The organism is Mesorhizobium amorphae (assembly GCF_014843845.1).
Taxonomy (GTDB): domain Bacteria; phylum Pseudomonadota; class Alphaproteobacteria; order Rhizobiales; family Rhizobiaceae; genus Mesorhizobium; species Mesorhizobium amorphae_A.
Genome location: NZ_JHQS01000122.1, coordinates 59,328 through 81,753, shown reverse-complemented (window position 1 = coordinate 81,753; position 22,426 = coordinate 59,328). Strand labels below are relative to the sequence as shown.

Annotated in this window: 17 protein-coding genes; 5 read left to right on the top strand and 12 right to left on the bottom strand. The window is 63.8% G+C overall.

Going from position 1 to position 22,426, the window contains the following annotated elements; genetic code table 11:
* Positions 1 to 259 precede the first annotated feature (259 nt).
* The 9 genes from DH08_RS31290 to DH08_RS31250 form a co-directional block, all read right to left on the bottom strand.
* Positions 260 to 2,629, bottom strand: coding sequence for a trimethylamine N-oxide demethylase (locus DH08_RS31290; RefSeq protein WP_192183086.1), 2,370 nt, complete (start codon positions 2,627 to 2,629; stop codon positions 260 to 262).
* 400 nt (positions 2,630 to 3,029) lie between these two features.
* Positions 3,030 to 3,650 carry a sarcosine oxidase subunit gamma family protein gene (locus DH08_RS31285; RefSeq protein WP_192183085.1) on the bottom strand — a complete coding sequence of 207 codons (621 nt, stop codon included), beginning with the start codon at positions 3,648 to 3,650 and terminating at the stop codon, positions 3,030 to 3,032.
* Positions 3,643 to 6,627, bottom strand: a complete 2,985-nt coding sequence (locus tag DH08_RS31280; RefSeq protein WP_192183084.1) for a sarcosine oxidase subunit alpha — start codon at positions 6,625 to 6,627, stop codon at positions 3,643 to 3,645. Before DH08_RS31280 ends, DH08_RS31285 begins: the two co-directional genes overlap by 8 nt.
* Positions 6,627 to 6,902: a sarcosine oxidase subunit delta gene (locus DH08_RS31275; protein ID WP_192183083.1), complete on the bottom strand. Its 276-nt coding sequence runs from the start codon at positions 6,900 to 6,902 to the stop codon at positions 6,627 to 6,629. Before DH08_RS31275 ends, DH08_RS31280 begins: the two co-directional genes overlap by 1 nt.
* A gap of 14 nt (positions 6,903 to 6,916) precedes the next feature.
* Positions 6,917 to 8,170, bottom strand: coding sequence for a sarcosine oxidase subunit beta family protein (locus DH08_RS31270; protein WP_192183082.1), 1,254 nt, complete (start codon positions 8,168 to 8,170; stop codon positions 6,917 to 6,919).
* Between the two features lie 36 nt (positions 8,171 to 8,206).
* A complete protein-coding gene (glnT, locus tag DH08_RS31265) occupies positions 8,207 to 9,514 on the bottom strand; it encodes a type III glutamate--ammonia ligase (protein ID WP_192183081.1) in 1,308 nt (435 codons plus the stop codon).
* 92 nt (positions 9,515 to 9,606) lie between these two features.
* Positions 9,607 to 10,935, bottom strand: coding sequence for an FMN-binding glutamate synthase family protein (locus tag DH08_RS31260; protein ID WP_065518184.1), 1,329 nt, complete (start codon positions 10,933 to 10,935; stop codon positions 9,607 to 9,609).
* A gap of 6 nt (positions 10,936 to 10,941) precedes the next feature.
* Positions 10,942 to 11,673: a GltB/FmdC/FwdC-like GXGXG domain-containing protein gene (locus DH08_RS31255; protein ID WP_192183080.1), complete on the bottom strand. Its 732-nt coding sequence runs from the start codon at positions 11,671 to 11,673 to the stop codon at positions 10,942 to 10,944.
* 4 nt (positions 11,674 to 11,677) lie between these two features.
* Complete coding sequence (locus DH08_RS31250; protein WP_192183079.1) at positions 11,678 to 12,574, bottom strand: class II glutamine amidotransferase; 897 nt, start codon at positions 12,572 to 12,574, stop codon at positions 11,678 to 11,680.
* A 361-nt stretch (positions 12,575 to 12,935) separates the two neighbouring features.
* On the opposite strand from DH08_RS31250, the gene DH08_RS31245 reads away from it, so the two are divergent.
* Genes DH08_RS31245 through DH08_RS31230 form a run of 4 tightly spaced genes read left to right on the top strand, consistent with a single transcriptional unit; the run spans position 12,936 to position 16,727 of the window.
* Entirely contained in the window at positions 12,936 to 14,069 is a 1,134-nt protein-coding gene (locus DH08_RS31245; RefSeq protein ID WP_192183078.1) for an aminomethyl transferase family protein, read from the top strand.
* A gap of 40 nt (positions 14,070 to 14,109) precedes the next feature.
* Entirely contained in the window at positions 14,110 to 14,706 is a 597-nt protein-coding gene (locus tag DH08_RS31240; protein ID WP_192183077.1) for a dimethylamine monooxygenase subunit DmmA family protein, read from the top strand.
* A complete protein-coding gene (locus DH08_RS31235; RefSeq protein ID WP_192183076.1) occupies positions 14,703 to 15,668 on the top strand; it encodes a PDR/VanB family oxidoreductase in 966 nt (321 codons plus the stop codon). Before DH08_RS31240 ends, DH08_RS31235 begins: the two co-directional genes overlap by 4 nt.
* Positions 15,669 to 15,677: 9 nt before the next feature.
* Positions 15,678 to 16,727 carry a heme-dependent oxidative N-demethylase family protein gene (locus tag DH08_RS31230; protein WP_192183075.1) on the top strand — a complete coding sequence of 350 codons (1,050 nt, stop codon included), beginning with the start codon at positions 15,678 to 15,680 and terminating at the stop codon, positions 16,725 to 16,727.
* Between the two features lie 219 nt (positions 16,728 to 16,946).
* On the opposite strand, the gene DH08_RS31225 is transcribed toward DH08_RS31230, so the two are convergent.
* Positions 16,947 to 17,657 (bottom strand): helix-turn-helix domain-containing protein, encoded by a 711-nt coding sequence (locus DH08_RS31225; RefSeq protein WP_192183074.1) that lies wholly within the window; start codon positions 17,655 to 17,657, stop codon positions 16,947 to 16,949.
* A 319-nt stretch (positions 17,658 to 17,976) separates the two neighbouring features.
* Here DH08_RS31225 and DH08_RS31220 point away from each other — a divergent pair, with 319 nt between their 5' ends.
* Positions 17,977 to 19,335, top strand: coding sequence for an NAD(P)-binding domain-containing protein (locus tag DH08_RS31220; RefSeq protein ID WP_192183073.1), 1,359 nt, complete (start codon positions 17,977 to 17,979; stop codon positions 19,333 to 19,335).
* A gap of 17 nt (positions 19,336 to 19,352) precedes the next feature.
* Here the strand turns inward: DH08_RS31220 and DH08_RS31215 are convergent, their stop codons facing one another.
* Both DH08_RS31215 and DH08_RS31210 read right to left on the bottom strand, forming a co-directional pair.
* Positions 19,353 to 21,332, bottom strand: a complete 1,980-nt coding sequence (locus DH08_RS31215) for an ABC transporter permease (protein WP_192183072.1) — start codon at positions 21,330 to 21,332, stop codon at positions 19,353 to 19,355.
* Entirely contained in the window at positions 21,329 to 22,408 is a 1,080-nt protein-coding gene (locus DH08_RS31210) for a quaternary amine ABC transporter ATP-binding protein (protein ID WP_192183071.1), read from the bottom strand. Before DH08_RS31210 ends, DH08_RS31215 begins: the two co-directional genes overlap by 4 nt.
* Positions 22,409 to 22,426: the final 18 nt, after the last annotated feature.

Genomic DNA, 22,426 nt, shown 5'->3' with positions numbered 1-22,426 from the left:
GATCACCAATTGTCGAAGGTCGGCGCGCCGCCCCTCATCGCCCTGCCGGGCACTTCTCCCCGTATAGTGACGGGGAGAAGGGGCTGGCCGCAACGCTGGCGCTCTTCTTTGCAGCGCCCGGCGATTGGCGAAACCGTTGATGAGAGCGCCCCTCTCCCCGTCACTATACGGGGAGAGGATGCCGGCAGGCAGGTGAGGGGTAGCGCAAACGTTTGGATAGACGCGATGGAGCGATTCAAACCTGATGCGATTGCCCCTCCTAGGAGCGCGGTTTGGTCTTCTGTGGGTCGTAGTGGGCGAAGGCAACGACTCGCGCCGGCAGCCGCTTGGCATGGCCGTCGAGCTTGCCGATCTCGACCTCGGTGCCGACAGCTGAATGCGTGACGTCGAGCCGCGCCAGCGCGATGGTCTTGTTCAGCACCGGCGAACGCATGCCGGAGGTGACAACGCCGATCTGGGCGCGGCCGACATGGACGCAGTCGCCATGGCCGACCGGAACATTGGCGTCGATGTCGAGGCCGACCAGTTTCGTCTGCGGGTGTTCCTTGCGGCGGATCAGCGCCTCGCGGCCGATGAAGTCGTCGGTCTTGGTCTTCAGCGGCACGGTGAAGCCGATGCCGGCCTCGAACGGGTCGGTCTGGTCGGAAAACTCGTAGCCGGCGAAGATCAGCCCGGCTTCGATACGCACCATGTCGAGCGCCTGCAGCCCCATCGGCTTCAGACCGTGCGGCTGTCCGGCCTCCCAGATCGCGTCGAAGACTTTTTCGGCGTCGCGCGGATGGCACCAGATCTCGTAGCCGAGTTCGCCGGTATAGCCGGTGCGCGAGACAACGACCGGAATGCCGTTGCCGCCGCCGATGCGGGCGACGGCGAAGCGGAACCATTCCAGCTCTTCGATCGACGGCTGCAGCGGCGAGGTCCAGATGACTTCTCTCAGGATGTCGCGGCTCTTCGGTCCTTGCACGGCGACATTGTGCATCTGGTCGGTCGACGAGCGCACCAGCACGTTTAGACCGAGTTTTTTCGCGGTCTCCCGCAGCCATTCGCCGGAAAGATCGTCGCCGCCGACCCAGCGGAAATTGTCCTTGCCCAGCCTCAGCAGCGTGCCGTCGTCGATCATGCCGCCATGCTCGTAGCACATCGCCGAATAGACGACCTGGCCGACGCCGAGCTTCTTGACGTCGCGGGTCAGCGTGTATTGCAGCAGCGCCTCGGAATCCGGGCCGGTGACCTCGAATTTGCGCAGCGGCGACAGGTCCATGATGACCGCGTCCTGCCGGCAGGCCCAGTATTCGGCGATGGCCCCTTCCTTGGCGAAGGAATTGGCCAGCCAGTAGCCCCTGTACTCGACGAAGTCGCGCGTGTGCTTGGCAAAGCTCGAATGAAAGGATGTCTCGCGGGTCATTTTCGGTTCCGAATCGGGCGTCATGCGTCTGGCGATCGCTCGCGAGAATTTGTGCTGGCCGGAATAGGTCCGCACATGGATGTCGGTGAGGTTCCAGCCATTGGCCGGCGTCGTGTCGTCCGGGCAGGCGGAGGACACGCAGACGATGTCGGTGAGCGCCCTGAGCAGCACATAGTCGCCCGGCCGCGACCACGGCTCGTCCGACACCATCACACCATGCGCGTCGATCGCCGTGTTGAAGAAGAAGTTGATCGCCATCCAGCCGGCACGAGGGGTAACGCCCTTGTCCGACAGCGCGCGGTTGAAATTTTCCGAGCAGTTGGTGTGACCGGGATAGCCGATGTCATCGTAATATTTGGCGGCACAGGCGAGCGCAAAGGCGTCGTGCCGGCCGCACGTATCCTGCACCACCTCGACCAGCGGCTCCATGTCCTGGTCGTAATATTTCGAATGCAGGCCGGGCATCGGATAGCTCGCGCCCATCAGCGTGCGCGTCGTCGTCACGTCGAGCGGATGGTCGCGGCCCTTGTCGAGCTTGCGCGCCGAAAAGCACTGGAAGTCGGTGCATTGGCGGCCGTCGACGTCGATGATCTGCAGATAGTCGCCGGCCTTGACGAAATAGGATTCCGCCGTCGCCGAATGGACGCGCAGGTCGAGCACAGGATCGGCCAGCGGATCGGCCAGTTGCGATTTCGCTGCCGGGCGGATCGTAGCGCGGCGAACAATCACGGTAAGCGGCGTCGCGGTGTCATGGCCGTCGACCAGCATCGGCCCGCCGGGTGCGGCGATCAGCATCGCACCGTCGTGTGCGACGGTGAAACTTTGCTCGGTGCCGGCCGGCGTGGCGCCGCCGAACACACGCACCGCCTTCGCCTGGTCAAGCTGCACCTGACGGCGCTCGAGCCCGCGACGCACCGCCGAAAGACTGTCGTCGCCGTCGACCAGCAGCGCCTTGATGCCGGCGGCATTGCTGTTGGATTTTTCGCCGAGAATAGCGGGATCGGTCGCGCCACTCTTGTCCCAGGCCAGAAGCTCGCAGGCCTGTCCGCCCTCGACATTGCGCACGCTGATCGTATCGCCGGCCTCGACCTCGATCAGCACCGCGCCATTGCCCTGGATCGTATAGCGCTCCATGCCGGGCGGCAGCGCGATCTGGCCGGGCCTGAGGATCAGGCTCGGCCGGGGCGGTCCGGCTGTTACGGCAGGGTAGGGCGACTGGCTCATCTCACCTCTGGGTCTCTGTTTTGTGCATGTCGTTATCCCAAAACCGCCGGACACTTTTGGGCGACATGCACCGGAGAAACAAGTTTGCCTGTGTGTGAAATTATTTTAGCAGCAAGAATAGCAGTGCGGTTGGATTTGGCAAGGCGGAGGTGGCCTTTTGGACGCGGTCGGCCAGGTTGAATTTCACCAATCAGCTTCGCGATCGTCGGCGACGCCCCTCATATGGCTGCCGCCATCTTCTCCCCGTAAACGGGGCGAAGGACGACATCGCCATGGCTTTCGCCAATCTCCAACGTCGTAGAGATGGCGCGGCGTCGCGGCCAGCGTCTTTCTCCCCGTTTACGGGGAGAAATGCCCGGCAGGGCAATGAGGGGCGGCGCGGAGATCTGCAATTATCGAACTAAAGTTCATCGGAATGGCCGATGTTGACGCCATACTCCGCGGCCGCGTCCAGCATCGTGTGCCACAGGCTTTCGGCAAAAGTCGCAAACACCAGAAGGTTGAACACCGCCTGTCCGTCACGGTCATCGCCGCGCCAGAGCGTGACGCTGGTGTGATCCATCGAGGTCGCGGCAGCAGCACCAATCGGGAATGCACCCTGGTGAAGATCGATCGACGTCAGTTTGGCGAGCATGGCGCGCGCCTTGGTGCCCGACACACTGGTCAGCACGCGCGCATGCGATTGGTCGGACAGCGAGGCCGAGCCGGCGAAAGCGGAGCCAACCGCCTCGATCGAATGCTTGCCGGCTTTGGACAAGACGAAGAACTGGTCCGGTCCCGACCAGATCAGCGTCGCATCGGGCGTGCCGACCGCCTTGGGCGCATCCGGAGCCGCAACGCCGAAGCGAGCCCTCGCAGCCTCGGCCATGTCAGCCGCCTTGCCGCGCCGCGCCATCACTTGGATCAGGTCGAAGCTACGGATTTCGGTCAGCGACACGCCTGCGTCGCCGCGCACGCCATATGGTCCTGCGACGAGCGCCCGTTCGAGCGGGCTGCGGACCTCCCAGGAAAACTCAGCCACGCTGGCGCCCTCCATCCGGATCGTAGAAGACGGGGTTGCAGAGCTCGACATCGTAGTCCTCGCCGCGCAGCGGATCATGCGCATGGACGATCTCGCCGATGCGTTCGCGGCCGCGCTCGACCAGGCCGAGCCCGATCCACTGGTCGAGCGTCGGCGAGAAGCAGACCGAGGTGACATAGCCCTGGTCGTTGTCCGGGCCAGGCGTCTGGCCCTTCGGGATGATGTGGGCGCCGGAGCGCAGGCGGCGCGCCTTGTCCGTCGGCTTGATGCCGACCACGACCTGCCGGTCAGGCGCGACCAGCGCCTCGCGGCCGGCCATGACGCGGCCAATAAAATCCTTCTTGGTCGACATCATCTTGCCGAGGCCGAGATCGGCGGCGGTCGTCGTGCCGTTCAGTTCCGGTCCCGCGACATGGCCCTTTTCGACGCGCATGACACCGAGCGCCTCGGTGCCGTATGGGGTCACGCCGAATTGCTTTCCGGCTAGCATCAAATTGCGCACCAGCGCCTCGCCGTAACGCGCCGGCACCGAAATCTCAAACGCCATCTCTCCGGAGAAGGAGATACGGAACAGCCTGGCCTTGATGCCGCCACGCAGCGCCACTTCGCGTGCGCCCATGAACGGAAAGCCTTCATTCGACAGGTCTTCGGCCGGATCGACGATTTCCTTGAGCAGATCACGGGTCTTCGGTCCGGCGATGGAAAATTGCGCCCACTGGTCGGAGACCGAGGTCAGCTGGACGTCGAGTTCCGGGAACAGCACCTGCCGGCAGAATTCGAGGTGCTGCATCACCAGTCCGGCCTTGGCGGTGGTGGTGGTCAGGAAATAATGGTCCTCGGCCAGCCGCGACGTGGTGCCGTCGTCATAGACCAGGCCGTCCTCGCGCAGCATCAGCCCGTAGCGCGCCTTGCCGACGGCAAGGTTGGAGAAAGTGTTGATGTAGACGCGGTCGAGGAAGGCGCCGGCATCGGGGCCGTGCACATCGATCTTGCCGAGCGTCGAGACATCGCAGAAGCCGACGCCGCCGCGCACCGCCTTGACCTCGCGGGTCACCGAATCCAGCCAGTCCTTCTCGCCGGCGCGCGGATACCATTGCGCCCGCTTCCACAGGCCGGTGTCGACGAACACAGCGCCCTGTTCGACCGCCCAGTGATGCGACGGCGTCAGCCGCGTCGCATGGAAAGTCTCGTCGCGATGGTGGCCGGCGAAGGCGCCGATGGCGACGGGCACGTAAGGAGGCCGGTAGATCGTCGTGCCGGTCTCGGGTATGGATTTGCCGCTGACAGCCGCCATGATGGCGAGGCCAGCGATGTTCGAGGTCTTGCCCTGGTCGGTCGCCATGCCGAGCGTCGTGTAGCGCTTCAGATGCTCGACCGACTCGAAGCCCTCGCGTTGCGCCAGTTCGACATCGGAAGCGGTGACGTCATGCTGGTAATCGACAAAGGCCTTGCCCTTGCCGGCGACATGCCAGAGCGGGGTCAGCGAGTAAGCCTCGTCTTCGGCGACGGGCGCCGCGCCCGCCTTGCGGTTGCGCCCGGCATCGCGTGCGGCCGAAGCGCCGGCTGCAAAACCTTCGCGCAGGCAGGCGCCGAGCCCAAAGTCGCCGTTGGCCGCACCCGCCGCCACCATGCCGGGAGGTGCACCATCCGGCACGAAGGCGGCGATGTCGCCGCGCCATTTCGGCCGGCCGCGATGGTAGGAGGTGAGCCCCACCGCCGGGTTCCAGCCTCCGGAAACGGCAAGCCCGTCGGCTTCGACTTCGGCGCGCGCGCCGCCGGTCATCGAGACCGAGATTTTCTTGACACCGTCCTTGCCGCCTTCGACACCGCTGACAGACCCATTCAGCACGGTGAAGCCTCCCTTGGAAGCCAGCGAACGATGGGCGGGCGAGACCTCCGCCCGGGCATCGATCACGGCCGCGATCTGCAATCCGGCGTCGAGCGCTGTCTCGACCGTGCGCCAGCCATCCTCGTTGTTGGTGAACAGCGCCACGCGCCTTGCCGGCGTCGCCGCATAGCGCGTGACATAGGTCCGCATCGCCGACGCCATCATCACGCCCGGCGTGTCGTTGCCGGCAAACACGATCGGCCGTTCGATGGCGCCTGCCGCGACGACGCAGCGCTTGGCCACGATCCGCCATAGGCGTTGGCGCACCTGCTGTTCGGGCGGTGAGGGCAGATGGTCGTTGACCCGCTCGATCGCGCCGTGGGTGCCGCCGTCGTAGACGCCGAACAGCGTCGTGCGGGTCATGATGCGGATATCGGGGAGGGCCGCCAATTCGGCCAGCGTCCGCGAAATCCAGTCGGCCGCCGGTAGGCGATCGATGGTGCCGCCGTCGGCAAGCAGCCGGCCGCCGAGAGCAAAATCCTCTTCGCACAGGATGACGCGAGCGCCTGAACGGCCGGCGGCCAATGCCGCCGCCAGCCCGGCCGGGCCGGAGCCTGCGATCAGCACATCGCAATGCGCCCAGGCCTTGTCGTAGTGGTCGGGGTCGGCAATGCCGGCGGCGCGGCCAAGGCCGGCGGCGCGGCGGATCGCCGGCTCGTAGATCGCCTCCCAGAATTTCGCCGGCCACATGAAGGTCTTGTAGTAGAAGCCGGCGACGAAGATCGGCGCGAACAGCTGGTTGACCGCCATGAAATCGTGGCGCAGCGACGGCCAGCGGTTCTGGCTGGCGGCTTCGAGGCCTTCATAGAGCTCGGCCGTCGTCGCCTTGGTGTTCGGCTCGCGCCGGGCGCCTGTGCGCAACTCGACCAGCGCATTGGGCTCTTCTGAGCCGGCGGTGAGGATGCCGCGCGGCCGATGATATTTGAACGAGCGGCCGACCAGCTTGACGCCATTGGCGACCAATGCCGAGGCAAGCGTATCGCCCTGGTAGCCGACGAAGGTCTTGCCGTCGAAACGGAAGCTCAGCGGCGCCGAGCGGTCGATCAGTCCACCATTGCTCAGCCGATGTGTCTGCGGGCCGCCGACCATCACGCACCAACCTTGGCGGCGCCGACGCCTGCCGCCGGCTCGACCGCCGAAATCTCATGCGTCAGCGTATTTCGGGTGACCTTCAGCCAGGCCCGGCAGCCGCCACCATGATACCAGTGCTCGCTCATTGCGCCGGCAACGTTGTCGCGCAGATAGACGTAGTCGAAGACCGCGTCTTCCCCGGCATCCGCCGCCGGCCGGGCCGGTTTGGCATCGCCCAAATAGGTGAACTCGCCGAGTTCGCGTTCGCCGCAGAAGGGACAGACAATGCGCATGCTCTCAGCCGCCTTCAATGCAGGTTCGGTTGGGCGCCCTGGCCCTTTTCGTCGATCATGGCGCCCCGCTGGAAACGGTCGAGGCGGAATTTTTCGGCCTCCTTGTGCGGCGTGTCGCGGGCAAGGAGATGGGCAAAGACCAGGCCGGAGCCGGGCGTCGCCTTGAAGCCGCCATAGCACCAGCCGGCGTTGAGATAGAGCCCGTCGACCGAGCTCTTGTCGATGATCGGCGAGCCGTCCATCGACATGTCCATGATGCCGCCCCATTGGCGCAGCAGCCGCACGCGGCCGATCATCGGCATCAGCGCCATGCCACCCTCGCAGACGTCCTCCATCACAGGCAGATTGCCGCGCTGGGCATAGGAGTTGTAGCCGTCGATGTCGCCGCCGAAGACCAGCCCGCCCTTGTCGGACTGGCTGACATAGAAGTGTCCGGCGCCGAAGGTCATGACGCCGGGCAACAGCGGCTTGATCGCCTCGGAGACGAAGGCCTGCAGCACATGGCTCTCGATCGGCAGGCGCAAGCCGGCCATCGCCGCGACGCGCGACGATGAGCCGGCCACCGCCATGCCGACCTTGCCGGCACCGATCCTGCCGCGCGAAGTCTCGACGCCGGTTACCTTGCCGTTGGCATCGCGCGTGAAACCTGTGACTTCGCAATTCTGGATGATGTCGACGCCGAGCGCGCTTGCCGCATGGGCATAGCCCCAGACCACCGCATCATGACGCGCCGTGCCGCCGCGTCGCTGCAAGAGCCCGCCCTGCACGGGAAAGCGCGCATTGTCGAAGTTCAGGAACGGCATCATCTTCCTGACCGCGGCGAGGTCGAGCAGTTCGGCGTCGATGCCGTTGATGCGCATCGTGTTGCCGCGTCGCGCATAGGCGTCGCGCTGCGCGTCGGAGTGGTAGAGGTTGATGACACCGCGCTGGCTGACCATCGTGTTGTAGTTGAGATCCTGCTCCATCCGCTCCCACAGCTTCATCGACAATTCGTAGAAGCCGGTATTGCCAGGCAGGCCGTAATTGGAGCGGATGATGGTGGTGTTGCGGCCGGCATTGCCGGAGCCGATCCAGCCTTTTTCGAGCACCGCGACATTTTTGATGCCGAACTCGCTGGCGAGGAACCACGCGGTCGCCAGCCCATGGCCGCCGCCGCCGATGATCACCACGTCGTAGCGATCCTTCGGTGTGGCGTCGCGCCAGGTGCGCTGCCAGTTCTTGTGGCCGGAAAGGGCGGCGCGGGCGAGCGAGAAGATTGAATATTTCATAAAATCATTCCGAAGCCGCTCACACCGCTGGGACTGCTAAATATCCAGCGTGTGGTCGCGCTCCCACTGCGTGAAGTGCGAAGCATAGGAATTCCATTCCTGGTGCTTCAGCTTTAGATAGGCCGACGAGAATTCCTCACCCAGCGCCGCTTTGAGCGATTTGTCTTTGTCGAACTCGCGCAGCGCATCGAGCAGGTTGAGCGGCAGCTTCGGCGCGCCCTTCACGGTATGGCCGAACTGGTACATGTCGATGTCGTAGCGCTTGCCGGGATCGGCCTTGGAGCGGATGCCGTCGAGGCCGGCGGCAATGATGACTGCCTGCAAGAGATAGGGGTTGGCCGCGCCATCCGGCAGGCGTAATTCGAAGCGGCCGGGGCCTGGCACGCGCACCATGTGGGTGCGGTTGTTGCCGGTCCAGGTCACCGTGTTCGGCGCCCAGGTCGCGCCTGAAATGGTGCGCGGTGCGTTGATGCGCTTGTAGGAATTGACCGTCGGGTTGGTGATCGCGGCGAGAGCCGAGGCATGCTTCATGATGCCGCCGAGGAAGTTCTTGCCTTTGGCGGAAAGTCCGAGCTCCATCGCATTGTCGGCGAAGACATTGGTCTTGCCGGCCTTGTCCCACACCGAGATATGCGCATGGCAGCCATTGCCGGTCAGGCCCTGGAAGGGTTTTGGCATGAAGGTCGCGCGCAGCCCGTGCTTTTCGGCGACCGACTTGACCATGAACTTGAAGAAGGAGTGCTTGTCGGCGGTGGCTAAAGCATCATCGAAGGCCCAGTTCATCTCGAACTGGCCGTTGGCGTCCTCATGGTCGTTCTGGTAGGGGCCCCAGCCGAGCGCCAGCATATGGTCACAGATCTCGGCGATGACATCGTAGCGGCGCATCACCGCCTGCTGGTCGTAGCAGGGTTTTGAGGCCGTGTCGTACTGGTCGGAGATCACGCTGCCGTCCGGCGAGATCAGGAAGAACTCGGCCTCGACGCCGGTCTTGACATGCATGCCGTCGCCGGCCGCCTCGGCAATCAGCCGCCTCAGCGTGTTGCGTGGCGTCTGGTCGACCTCCTTGTCGTCCATGATGCAGTTGGCGGCGACCCAGGCCACCTCCGGCTTCCATGGCAGCTGAATCACCGAATCCGGATCCGGCACCGCCAGCATGTCAGGGTGCGCCGGCGTCAGGTCCAGCCAGGTGGCGAAACCCGCGAAGCCCGCACCATCCTTCTGCATGTCGGCGATCGCTTGCGCCGGCACCAGCTTGGCGCGCTGCCCACCGAACAGGTCGGTGTAGGAAATCATGAAATATTTGACGCCGTGCTTTTTGGCGAATGCGGCGAGATCGTTCCCCATTATAGTTCCTCGCATGATGGTATTTTTGGATAGTGTCTTCGTTTGAGCATGATCTTTTCCGAAAACCGGATTCCACTTTTCGGGATCATGCTCTAGAAGCCGTTCTTCCCCGGTATCCAGTTGGTGCCGGCGAGCGGCACACCGGCCATGGCGGCGGCTTCGATGGTGAGCGCGACGAGATCCTCGGGCTCGAGATTGTGCAGGCTGTTCTTGCCGCACGCACGGGCAATCGTCTGCGCCTCCAGCGTCATCACCTTCAGGTAATTGGCCAGGCGTCGCCCGGCGGCGATCGGGTCGACCCGCTTCATCAGTTCGGGGTCCTGCGTGGTGATGCCGGCCGGGTCGCGTCCTTCGTGCCAGTCGTCATAGGCGCCGGCGGTGGTGCCGAGCTCGTTATAGTCGGCCTCCCAGCGCGGGTCGTTGTCGCCGAGCGCGACAAGGGCTGCCGTGCCGATCGAGACAGCGTCGACGCCAAGCGCCAGCGCCTTGGCGACGTCGGCGCCGTTGCGGATGCCGCCGGAGACAATCAGCTGCACCTTGCGGTGCATGCCGAGATCCTGCAGCGCCTGCACCGCCGGCCTGATGCAGGCAAGCGTCGGCTGGCCGACATTCTCGATGAACACTTCCTGCGTGGCGGCGGTGCCACCCTGCATGCCGTCGACGACGACGACATCGGCGCCGGCCTTTACGGCAAGGGCCGTGTCATAATAGGGGCGGGCGCCGCCGACCTTGACGTAGATCGGCTTTTCCCAGTCGGTGATCTCGCGCAGTTCGAGGATCTTGATCTCGAGATCGTCCGGTCCGGTCCAGTCGGGATGGCGCGAGGCCGAGCGTTGGTCGATGCCTTTCGGCAGCGTGCGCATCTCGGCGACGCGATCGGAGATTTTTTGGCCGAGCAGCATGCCGCCGCCGCCGGGCTTGGCGCCCTGGCCGACGACCACTTCGATCGCATCGGCCCGACGCAAATCGCGTGGGTTCATGCCGTAGCGCGAAGGCAGATATTGATAGACTAGTTGCTTCGAATGACCGCGCTCTTCCTCGGTCATGCCGCCGTCGCCGGTGGTCGTCGAGGTGCCGGAAAGCGTCGCGCCACGGCCCAAGGCTTCCTTGGCCGGCCCGGACAGCGAGCCGAAACTCATGCCGGCAATGGTGATCGGGATCTTCAGCTCGATCGGCTTCTTGGCATGGCGCGAGCCGAGCACCACGCTGGTGTCGCAGCGTTCGCGATAGCCTTCCAGCGGATAGCGCGAGATCGAGGCGCCGAGGAACAGCAGGTCGTCGAAATGCGGCAGCTTGCGCTTGGCGCCGGCGCCGCGGATGTCATAGATGCCGGTTGCCGCGGCGCGGCGGATTTCGGAAAGCGTGTAGTCGTCGAAGGTCGCGGATTTGCGCGGTGTCGTCGGCGGGTTGCGATAGGTCATCTTGCCTCAATACGCGTCGGCGTTGTCGATATTGAAATTGTAGAGCGTGCGCGCCGAGCCGTAGCGCTTGAACTCCGACGGCTTGACGCCAGTCACCCCGGCGCGGTCGAGCAGGCCCTGCAGCAGCTCGACATGCTCGGGCCGCATTTCCTTGGCGATGCAGTCCGCACCGAGGCTCTCGACCTTGCCGCGCACGAACAGCCGCGCCTCGTAGATGGAATCGCCGAGCGCATCGCCGGCATCGCCCAGCACCACCAGATTGCCGGACTGCGCCATGAAGGCCGACATGTGGCCGATATTGCCGTGCACGACGATGTCGATGCCTTTCATCGAGATGCCGCAGCGCGACGAGGCATTGCCTTCGATGACCAGCAGCCCGCCGCGGCCGGTAGCGCCGGCATATTGGCTGGCGTCGCCTTTGATGGTGATCGAGCCCGACATCATGTTTTCGCCAACGCCGGGACCGGCCGAACCGTGCACGGTGATGGCGCCGCCGGCATTCATGCCGCCGCAATAATAGCCGACGCTGCCGCGCACATCGATGGCGACCGGCTGGTCGACGCCGACGGCGACCGAATGGCTGCCTTTCGGATTGAGCACCTCCCAGGCCGTCTCGTTCGAGCCGGGGGTCAGCTGGTGGAGCGCCTGGTTGAGCTCGCGCAGCGACAGTTCGGCGAGGTCGAAGACCCTCGCATGGCTTTGGTCGCGTGTTGCCTTGGACACGTTGGTTGCCGGCATCAGCTCAATGCTCCCAGAAATAGACGGTTGCGGGCTCCGGTTCCCAGACCCTTGCATTGTCTATGCCGGGCAGTTTGGTGAGTGCACGATATTCGGAGCCGAAGGCGACATACTGGTCGGTCTCGGCCATCACGGCCGGCTTGCAGGCGATCGGGTCGCGCACCACGCCAAAACCGTTCTTGGTGCCGACGACGAAGGTGAAGAAGCCGTCGAGGTCGGAGAGCGTGCCTTCCAGCGCCTCGCCCAGATTTCTGCCATGCGCCATCTTGGAGGAGAGATAGGCGGCTGCCACCTCGGTATCGTTCTCGGTCTCGAACTTCATGCCGTCGCGGATCAGTTCGCGGCGGACATTGTTGTGGTTGGACAGCGAGCCGTTGTGCACCAGGCACTGGTCGGCGCCGGTCGAGAACGGATGCGCGCCCATCGTCGTCACCGCCGATTCCGTCGCCATACGGGTATGGCCGATGCCATGCGTGCCGGTCATCGAGCGCACGTCGAAACGGTCGACGACGGCTTCCGGCAGGCCGACTTCCTTGTAGATCTCGACCACGTCGCCGGCGCCCATGATGCGGATGTCGGGGCGCAGCGCCTGGATGGTCTCGCGCGCCTCGTCGATTTTGGCCGGCGTGGTCCTGATGACGGCGTGCGTCGATTTCACCGCGATGCTTATCGGCGCGCCGATGGCCTTGGCGACTTCGGCGTCGAGGCCGCGGAAATCGCGCTCGGGCTTGGCCGACTGGATGGTGATCTTGGCCTCGTTGCCGGACGGCGCGCCATAGATGGCGATACCGGCGCTGTCGGGACCGCGGTCGCTGAGCGAGATCAGCATCTCCGACAGCATCGCGCCGAGCTTCGGCTCCAGCGCCTTGTCCTTAAGGAAAAGTCCGACGATTCCGCACATGTCAGCCTCCGACGTTTGCAGCTAGAAGATGATGTACCGAATGCGTTGTCGAAATTCAATCATATGAAAAAAATTTTCCTCTAGTTACGTATGCGGCTCAATGCCGCTCTGCGCATCATGGCCGTCGCGGCGGGCACTGTGAAGCCATTGGGCATGGCGGATGCGCGCCATCTTATAGGCATCAAGACGGTTTTACGGTTGGTTAACCGCTAGTTTGGTGCTCCGAATTTTGCCTGACAATGAAATTATTTGCTTGCGGGTATTGCAGGGCTCGGGTGTTTGCGATCAATATTCGGCCAAAGCTCCGGCCACCGCGCACGGAGCAGGGAACATCAATGACTTTTGAACGGAGGACGAGCGGATGACGGCATCCTGGAGATTTTCGACCTTGGCTGATCGCCATCGCGCGCTCGGCTCGAAGCTCGAGGACTGGAGCGGCATGGGCACCGCCTGGACCTACGACAAGGACGCCGACGAGGAATACGTCGCCATTCGCACCAAGGCCGGGCTGATGGATGTCTCCGGCCTGAAAAAGGTCCACATCACCGGGCCGCACGCCGCGCATCTGATCGACCTCGCCACCACGCGCGACGTCGAAAAGATCTATCCCGGCAAGTCGGCCTATGCCTGCATGCTGAACGAGGCGGGAAAATTCACCGACGACTGCATCATCTACCGCATCAGCCCCAATAGCTGGATGGTCGTGCACGGCTCTGGCACCGGCCATGAGGAGTTGCAGCGTGCCTCGGTTGGGCGCGACGTGTCGCTGCGCTTCGACGACAATCTGCACGACCTCTCGCTGCAAGGCCCGACCGCCGTCGACTATCTGGCCAAGCACGTGCCGGGCATTCGCGACCTCAACTATTTCCACCACATGCAGACGCAGCTGTTCGGTCTTCCGGTGATGATCTCGCGCACCGGCTACACCGGCGAGCGCGGCTACGAGATCTTCTGCCGCGGCCAGGATGCCGGCACGATCTGGGACAGGATCCTCGATGAGGGCAAGAGCGCCGGCATCATTCCCTGCCGTTTCACCACGCTCGACATGCTGCGCGTCGAAAGTTATTTGCTCTTCTACCCCTACGATAATTCCCAAAAGTATCCGTTCGACAATGAAGGCCCCGGCGATACGCTGTGGGAACTCGGCCTCGACTTCACCGTCAGCCCCGGCAAGACCGGCTTCCGCGGCGGCGAGGAGCACTACCGCCTGAAGGGCAAGGAGCGCTTCAAGATCTACGGCGTGCTGCTCGACGGCAAGGAGCCGGCCGACGAGGGCGCACCGGTCTACCGTGGCGGCAAGAAGGTTGGCGTGGTGACCTGCGCCATGTATTCTCCGCTGGTCGAGAAATCGATGGGCATTGCCCGGCTCGACGTCGACTGCGCCGTCAAGGACACCAAGCTTGAGATCCGCAACAAGAGCGGCTCGATCAAGGCCACAGCGCAGCCGCTGCCGTTCGACGATCCCAAGAAGACCAAGCGCACCGCCAAAGGCTGAGGCACGATCAACAGCGAGGGGCTCGAGGCACAAAGACAGAATGGCAGCCAAAAGCATCATCAGCCGGCCGGTTTACGGAACCCTGTCTCCACAGGCCGGCAAGCATCATCTTTTCGTGGCGGATGCGGAAGGCGCGCTCGCGATAATTGGGATGGCCAAGAACGCTCCGGCCGGCTTTTTCGACGGAGCGGAAATAGTCTTCATTCCCGGCCCTGATGGCAAACATGTCGGCAGCCTCGAAGCGCTGAAGCCGGCGCAATTCCATCTGGCCCCATCCTTCGCCAGCCTGCTGCCGAGGCTCAAGCAGACGCTGACCAATGCGCATATGGGCCTGCGCCTCTATCTCTCCGGCACCGAAGGCCTGATCGGCCAGGCCATGCAGGTGGCGCTCGAAGCCGGCATCGACCACACCTCGATGCAGACCGAGCATCGTGGTTCCTTGGCGCGCCGCATGCAGTGCGTGCACTGCAAGGGCATCACCGAGAATGTGACGACGCAGCCGGCGACCTGTGCGCATTGCGGCCTTCTGCTTCTGGTGCGCGACCACTATTCCAGGCGCCTCGCCGCCTTTCAGGGCGTTTGCATCAACGCCGAGGACCGCAGCGAGATTCCTCCGATGGAGGAGATTTTTCGATGAGCACAGGAACAACAAAACTCGATGTCGTCGTCAGCGACGTCGTCCCGGTCAACGACCTCGTCACCCGCTTCCATTTCCGCCGGCGCGACCGCGAGCTGCTGCCGACCTTTTCCGGCGGCGCCCATGTCGTGGTCGAGATGCGCGATGGCGAGCGCACCAGGCTCAATCCCTATTCGCTGATGGGCTCGCCGCTCGACACCCGCGAATACACGATCTCGGTGCGTCGCGACGATGTCGGCCGCGGCGGCTCGCTGTTCATGCACCGGAGCGTCAAGCCCGGCCTGGAGATGGTGATCAGCTATCCGGTCAATCTGTTCTCGCTCGACCTGCGCGCCAGGAAACATCTGATGCTGGCCGGCGGCATCGGCATCACGCCGTTCATGGCGCAGACCTCGCAGCTTGCGGGCTCGGGCGGCAATTTCGAGTTGCACTACACCTCCCGCACCGCCTCGCTCGGCACCTATGCCGATCTGCTGCAGCAGCGCTACGACCGCAGGGTCCGGCTCTACCACGACGACCTTGACGAGCGGATCGAACTCGACCGGCTCTTGTCCTCGCAGCCGCTCGGCACGCATCTCTATGTCTGCGGCCCGGCCGGCATGATCAACTGGGTGCGCGACCGCGCGGCCGCACTTGGCTGGCCGGCGGAAACGGTGCATTTCGAGCATTTCGCGGCCCCCCAGCCCGGCGCCCCGTTCGACGTGACGCTGGCCGTCACCGGCAAGACGATCCGCGTCGGCTCGCAGCAGAGCCTCCTGGAGGCGATCGAGGCGGCCGGCGTCGATCCACCCTATCTCTGCCGCGGCGGCGTCTGCGGCCAGTGCGAGACCAATGTCGTCTCCCATGACGGCAAGTTCATCCACAACGACCACTGGCTGAGCGAGGAAGACCACCGCTCCGCCTGCAAGATCATGCCCTGCGTGTCGCGCTTCGAGGGCAAATCGCTGGTCTTGGAAAGATAGGAGGCGAGCTTGGGCATCACCTTTCGCAAGGAAACGTTCCGCGACGACTTCACCTTCAGGAACAGCCCGGAGCACATCAGGCGGTTTCCGTTCCCGTTCCACGAAGACAGCTACATGTATGCGGTCAACATCGAGCCGCATGTCGTCGGCCCGAAGGGCAGCGTGCTCGAAAACCTGATCGACGTCGACGAGCACTATGTCGCCGAGATGCAGGACCGTGCTTTGGTGCTGGCCGAGGACCCGCTGCGCTGCCAGTCGCTGCCGCACATGACGCTGGCCGGCTGGGATCTGCTCGAACTTCTGATGGAGCAGCAGGCGCTCGGCTATCCCGAGCATTTCACGCTGACGCGCGACGGCGACCGCTGGCGCTGGATCAACCGGCCGCTCGGCATCGACGACACCTTCACCTTCGGCGACACCTCGACGCTGCCCTACGGGCCGATGGAATACATCACCCGCCAGAGCCAGGGCGATTTCTGCATCCTCGACCAGCGCGACGGCAATCTGTGGATGGATGCCGGCATGGTCACCACCCAGGCCGACTGGTCGCTCGATTTCGACATCGGCATGAATTTCTTCGAATGGCACGCGCCGGTGCCGCTGGCGCATGAGAAGGGGATTTTCATCCGGGCGCTGAAATTCCTCACCAACATCCAGCAGGGCAAGCCGGCCAGGCGCCTCAACTGGACGATGACCATCAATCCGCGTCTCGACACCAGCCCCGAGAATTATCACAAATGGGGTCCGGACCGGACCACGGTGACGCCCGAGAATGTCGGCGACAAGGTGCATCTGCGCGTCGAGCTGCAGAGCTTCTGGCGGCTGCCGCGTTCGAACGGCATCGTCTTCCCGATCCGCTGCTATCTGATCAAGATGGACGAGCTGGTGACGCAGCCGAAATGGGCACGGCGCCTGCACCGCGTTATCCGCGACCTGCCGGAGGAGCTCGCCACCTACAAGGGCCTGACGCGCTATCGACCGACGCTGGTTGAATGGCTGTTGAAGCTGGATGATGGCAGCCCGACGAGCCCAGGGTTTGGGCCTGATTCAGTTTTCTGAAGAAGCCGCATCTGCAGTAACACAGCCGATCTCCCCCCTCGTGGGGGAGATGCCCGGCAGGGCAGAGGGGGGCGCGAAGGAACGCAAGCCTTGCCTACCTGCAGCGAACAACCACCAATAACCATGAGATTGCAGCTACTATCGATTGATAGGTCGGCGGGACAGCGCCCCCCTCTGTCCTGCCGGACATCTCCCCCACAAGGGGGGAGATTGGCCAACTCAACCCGCGCTGCTCTGCGGATAGCAGATGATCGAGAGATAGCGCATCGGCAGCCGTGTCAACTTTTCCGGTCCATGCGGCGCGTCCGCGTCGAAGAACAGGCTGTCGCCCGGCTTCATCGGGTAGAGGTTGCTGCCATGCCGGTAAACGACCTCGCCCTCCAGCATGTAGAGGAACTCCATGCCTTCATGCTGGAAGGTCGGGAACACGTCCGAATCCTCGGTCAGCGTGATCAGATAGGGTTCGACGACGACGCCGCTGGTGTTGGAGCCGATATGTCCCAGCAGATTGTACTGGTGGCCGGCGCGCGTGCCGCGGCGCTCGACATCGAGCCCTTCGCCGGCCTTGACGAAGACGGCGCTGCGCTCCTCCTCGAAGCGGCGGAAGAACGCGGTGACGGGAACGCCGAGCGCCCTGGACAGCGCCTGCAGCGTCGTCAGCGACGGCGAGGTGATGCCGTTCTCGATCTTCGACAGCATGCCCAGCGAAATGTCGGTGGCGACCGCCAGATCGGCGACAGTGATGCCGAGTTTCTTGCGGAACGCCCGCACCTCGCGGCCGATTGCCACTTCCAGCACCTTTTCGCGCGTGTCGCGAATGGCGTGCGGGTTCTGGGTCAGCGGCGTGCGGATAGCCCGTCCGTCGCCTGCCTTCGGCAGCGGCTTGGCCGCCGCGACACGAGGCTTGGGATCGGAACTCTTCTTCGCCATGTTGCCGCCTCGCGCTTCGCGGATTTATTTCACTCAAGGTGAACATATTCGCTGCCGATATAGAAGAGCAACCACCACGGCAAGCCATCCACGGCCGAATTGTGCGTTGCCGGCCTGCCGCTCAACCGATAGCCTTTCACCGGAAGTTGCCTGTGCGGAACGCGCTTTCCACACAAGGCCTGTTGACAGCACCGAAGGGCCAATTACTGTCCTGTGAGTGAAATTTGTTTCGTAAGAGCAATTCCAGGAAAAGTGTGAAACGGTTTTCTGTCCGGAATTGCGTCAGACAAAAGTCGAAATCAGGAACGGGAGGTCCGCCATGAAAAGTCGCGTTGCCGTCATCGGAGCCGGGCCGTCCGGCCTGGCGCAGCTCAGGGCCTTCAAGTCGGCCGCCGACAAGGGCGCCGAGATCCCCGAAGTCGTCTGTTTCGAAAAACAGTCCGACTGGGGCGGCCTGTGGAACTACACCTGGCGTACCGGCCTCGACGAGCATGGCGATCCGGTGCATGGCTCGATGTACCGTTACCTCTGGTCGAATGGGCCGAAGGAATGCCTCGAATTCGCCGACTACACGTTCGAGGAGCATTTCGGCCGGCCGATCGGCTCCTACCCGCCGCGCGCCGTTTTGTGGGACTACATCAAGGGCCGCGTCGAGAAGTCAGGCCTGCGCCAATGGGTGCGCTTCAACAGCCCGGTGCGCATGGTGACCTTCTCGGACGAAACCAAAAAATTCACCGTCACCGCGCATGACCGCACCAACGACGTCACCTACTCGGAAGAGTTCGACAATGTCGTCGTCGCCTCAGGGCACTTCTCCGTTCCGAACGTTCCCTATTTCGAAGGCTTTTCGACGTTCAACGGCCGCATCCTGCACAGCCACGATTTCCGCGACGCCATGGAGTTCAAGGGCAAGGACATATTGATCATCGGCCGTTCGTACTCGGCTGAGGATATCGGCTCGCAGTGCTACAAATACGGCGCCAAATCGATCACCTCCAGCTACCGCTCCAAGCCGATGGGCTTCAAATGGCCGGAGAACTGGAAGGAGGTGCCGCTGCTGCAGAAGGTCGTCGGCAAGACGGCCCACTTCAAGGACGGCACCACCAAGGATGTCGACGCCATCATCCTGTGCACCGGCTATCTGCATTCCTTCCCGTTCCTCACGGACGATCTGAAACTCAAGACCGCCAACCGCATGTGGCCGGACGGTATCTATGAGGGTGTCGTCTGGGAGAAGAACCCGAAGCTCTCCTATATCGGCATGCAGGACCAGTTCTACACCTTCAACATGTTCGACGCGCAGGCCTGGTTCGCGCGCGACGTCATCATGGGCCGTATCAAATTGCCGTCCGCCGAGGCGATGGCGGCGCACGGCGCGAAATGGCGCGCTCGCGAGGAAACGCTCGAAGACGCCGAGCAGATGATTTGGTTCCAGGGCGACTACACCAAGGAATTGATGGACCAGACCGACTATCCGGGCTTCGACGTCGAGGCGGTCAACCACACCTTCATGGAGTGGGAGCACCACAAGATGGAAGACATTATGAGCTTCCGCGACCACGCCTACCGCTCGCTGATGACCGGCACGATGGCGCCGCTGCACCATACGCCCTGGCTGCAGGTACTGGACGATTCGATGGAGAGCTATCTCGAGGTGAAGGGCGTGGCGGCGGAATAACCGTCGCGCCCAGGGGCCTATCCCAGCCTTGACCGTGCCTTCGCCGTCCAGGCGCTGAACAGTCGGTCGGCGACGATGCCGATGAAGGCGATGGCGAGACCGGCCACGATACCGCGGCCGGAATCGGCCTTGGACAGCGCGATGAACACCTCCTGGCCGAGATCGCGCGTGCCGACCATGGCGCAGATGATGATCATCGCCAGCGCCATCAATATGGTCTGGTTGACGCCGAGCATGATCTCGGGCAGCGCCAGCGGCAGTTGCACTCGAAAGAAGGTCTGGCGCGGGGTGCAGCCGGAAACCTTGGCCGCCTCGATCAGTGCCGGCGGCACCTGGCGAATACCGTGATTGGTGTAGCGGATGGCCGGCACCACGGCGAAGGCCACGGTGGCGATCATGGCGGTGACGTCGCCGACCCGGAACAGCATCACCACCGGGATGATGAAGCAGAAGGACGGCAGCACCTGCAGCGTGTCGATGATTGGTGTCACGGTCTTTTCGAAACGATCGCTGCGTGACGCCATCAGCCCGATCGGAATGCCGATCAGGCACGAGATGAAGGCCGAGAGGCCGCAGAGATAGACCGTCGCCATGGTCTTTTCCCACAGCCCGGTGATGGCGCAGAAGGCGGTCAGCGCCGCAACCAGGAAGGCCAGGCGCAGGCCGGAAAGCTGGTAGCCGGCAAGGCCGAGCAGGAAGACGGCGCCCAGCCACGGAAAGCCCTCGCAGAAGGCGCGCACCGGGTTCAGAACGTTGAGGATCAGCGCCACGCGAAACGCTTCGATCGTGTCGAAGAAGTTGATCGTCACCCAGCTCACCGCCGCCTTCCACAAAGGCGCGGTGGTGAAGGTGATCGCTTTCGGCACTGCCGCGAACGCCGGCACAAACAGGCTGAGCAAGGTGGTCGCGGCAAGGATGGCGACGGCCAGCGTCAGATTGGGATAGCGGCGCCAGAAGACCGGGCTCGCCGCCCGATAAGTCTGGCCCTGCGCATGATTGTGGGCGATCGCCTGGCTCAGCCGGTCGAGCGCAATCGCCAGCGCCACGATGGCAAGGCCCGCCTCCATCGCCTCGCCGACCTTCAGCGCGCGCAGCGCCAGGAGCACGTCGTAGCCGAGGCCGCCGGCGCCGATCATCGACGCGATGATCACCATGTTGAGCGCCAGCATGATGACCTGGTTGACGCCGACCATCAGTGTCGGCCGCGCCGAAGGCAGCAGCACCCGCCACAGTTTCTGCCGTGCCGTGCAGCCGGCCATCTCGCTGAAATCGTCGATCTCCGACGGCACGCGTGCCAGCCCCAGCATCGTTGCCCGCACCATCGGCGGCGTGGCGAAGATGGCGGTGGCGATCATCGCCGAAACCGGGCTGTTGCCGAACAGAAGCAGCATCGGGATCAGATAGGCGAAGGTCGGGATCGTTTGCATGAGGTCGAGGGCAGGGGAGACGATGAGCCGCTCGGCCCAAGGCCTGCGCCAGGCCCAGATGCCGACGAACAACCCGGTGACGATGCAGAACGGCACCGCGATCGAGATCAGCCCGAGCGTCAGCATGGCGCTGGTCCATTGCCCGAACAGCGCGATGTAGGCGAAGCAGCCGGCGACCAGCACGCCGAGTTTTCGGCCGCCGGCTGCATGCCCCGCAAGGAAGGCAGCAGCGCACACGCCGACCCAGGACAGACGGGGCAGGGCAAAGGCATCTGCGCCGTGGCCGATCTTGAAATTCTTGGCCAGAAGATTGAGCGCCAGATCGAGCGGCACGCCAAGCACGGCGGTGATCGAGCGCGTCAGCCAGGAGAAGTTCGACTTCACCCAGCGCATCAGCACGCTGATCCAGTCGGCGACGGGGACGACCGCCTCAGTCGGATAGTTGACGGCCCAGGGCAGGCTTTCCTGCAGCAGGAACACGACAAGCACGGCGGCCAGCGCGAGCGCCCAGACTGCCAGCCAGCGTTGAACCGGCGGCCTCGCGGCGCTGGCGCTTGCCGTCACCGTCATGCGCGGGCGCTCTTGTGCTCGATGCCGGCCAGCAGATCGATCACCGCTTGCGGCGTCACTTCGCCGATCGGCTTGCCGGTGCCGTTGACCACCGCGAACGGCTTGCCGGCGGAAACAATGCTGCCCGAGAAGCTCGATATCTTGGCCTCGGGCGAAACCGTGCCGCCGTGCTCGCTACCATCGCAGGCACGCATCAGGCTGCGCGCCGAGATCACCTTGGCGCGGTCGACGTCGCGGGTGAATTCGGCGACATAGTCGGTCGCCGGATTGACCACCAGCTCCTCCGGCGTGCCGATCTGGATGACCTCGCCGTCCTTCATGATGGCGATACGGTCGGCGAGCCTTATCGCCTCGTCGAAATCATGGGTGATGAAGACGATGGTCTTGTGCAGCATCGTCTGCAGCCGCATCAGCTCGTCCTGCATCTCGCGGCGGATCAGCGGATCGAGCGCCGAGAACGGCTCGTCGAGAAACCAGATCTCCGGTTTGGTGGCGAGGCTGCGGGCGATGCCGACACGCTGCTGCTGGCCGCCGGAGAGTTCGCGCGGATAGAAATGCTCGCGGCCACGCAGGCCGACAAGCTCGATGACTTCCCGAGCCCGCGCCTCGCGCGTCGCCCGGTCCTGCCCCTGGATGCTCAAGGGGAAGGCGATGTTTTCGAGCACGTTGAGATGCGGCAGCAGCGCGAAATTCTGGAACACCATGCCCATGCGGTGGCGCCTGAGTTCGATCAGCGCCGCGTCCGAAATCTTGAGCAGGTCCTTGCCTTCGAATTCGACCTTGCCATGGGTCGGCTCGACAAGCCGAGACATGCAGCGCACCAGCGTCGACTTGCCCGACCCCGAGAGCCCCATGATGATGAAGATCTCGCCCTGGCGTATTTCGAGATCGACGGCGCGCACAGCGCCGACCAGGCCGGCCCCTGCGATGTCAGCAGGGCTGGCCTTGCCGTCGCGCTGGCGAATGAAATCGGCCGCGTTAGCCCCGAACAGCTTCCAGACATTGCGGCAGGCAAGTTTTATTGGACGGGCATCCTTCGGCACGCCAACTGCCTGCGGTTCAATCGCTTCCGTCATCCAATGGTCCTTCTGGAA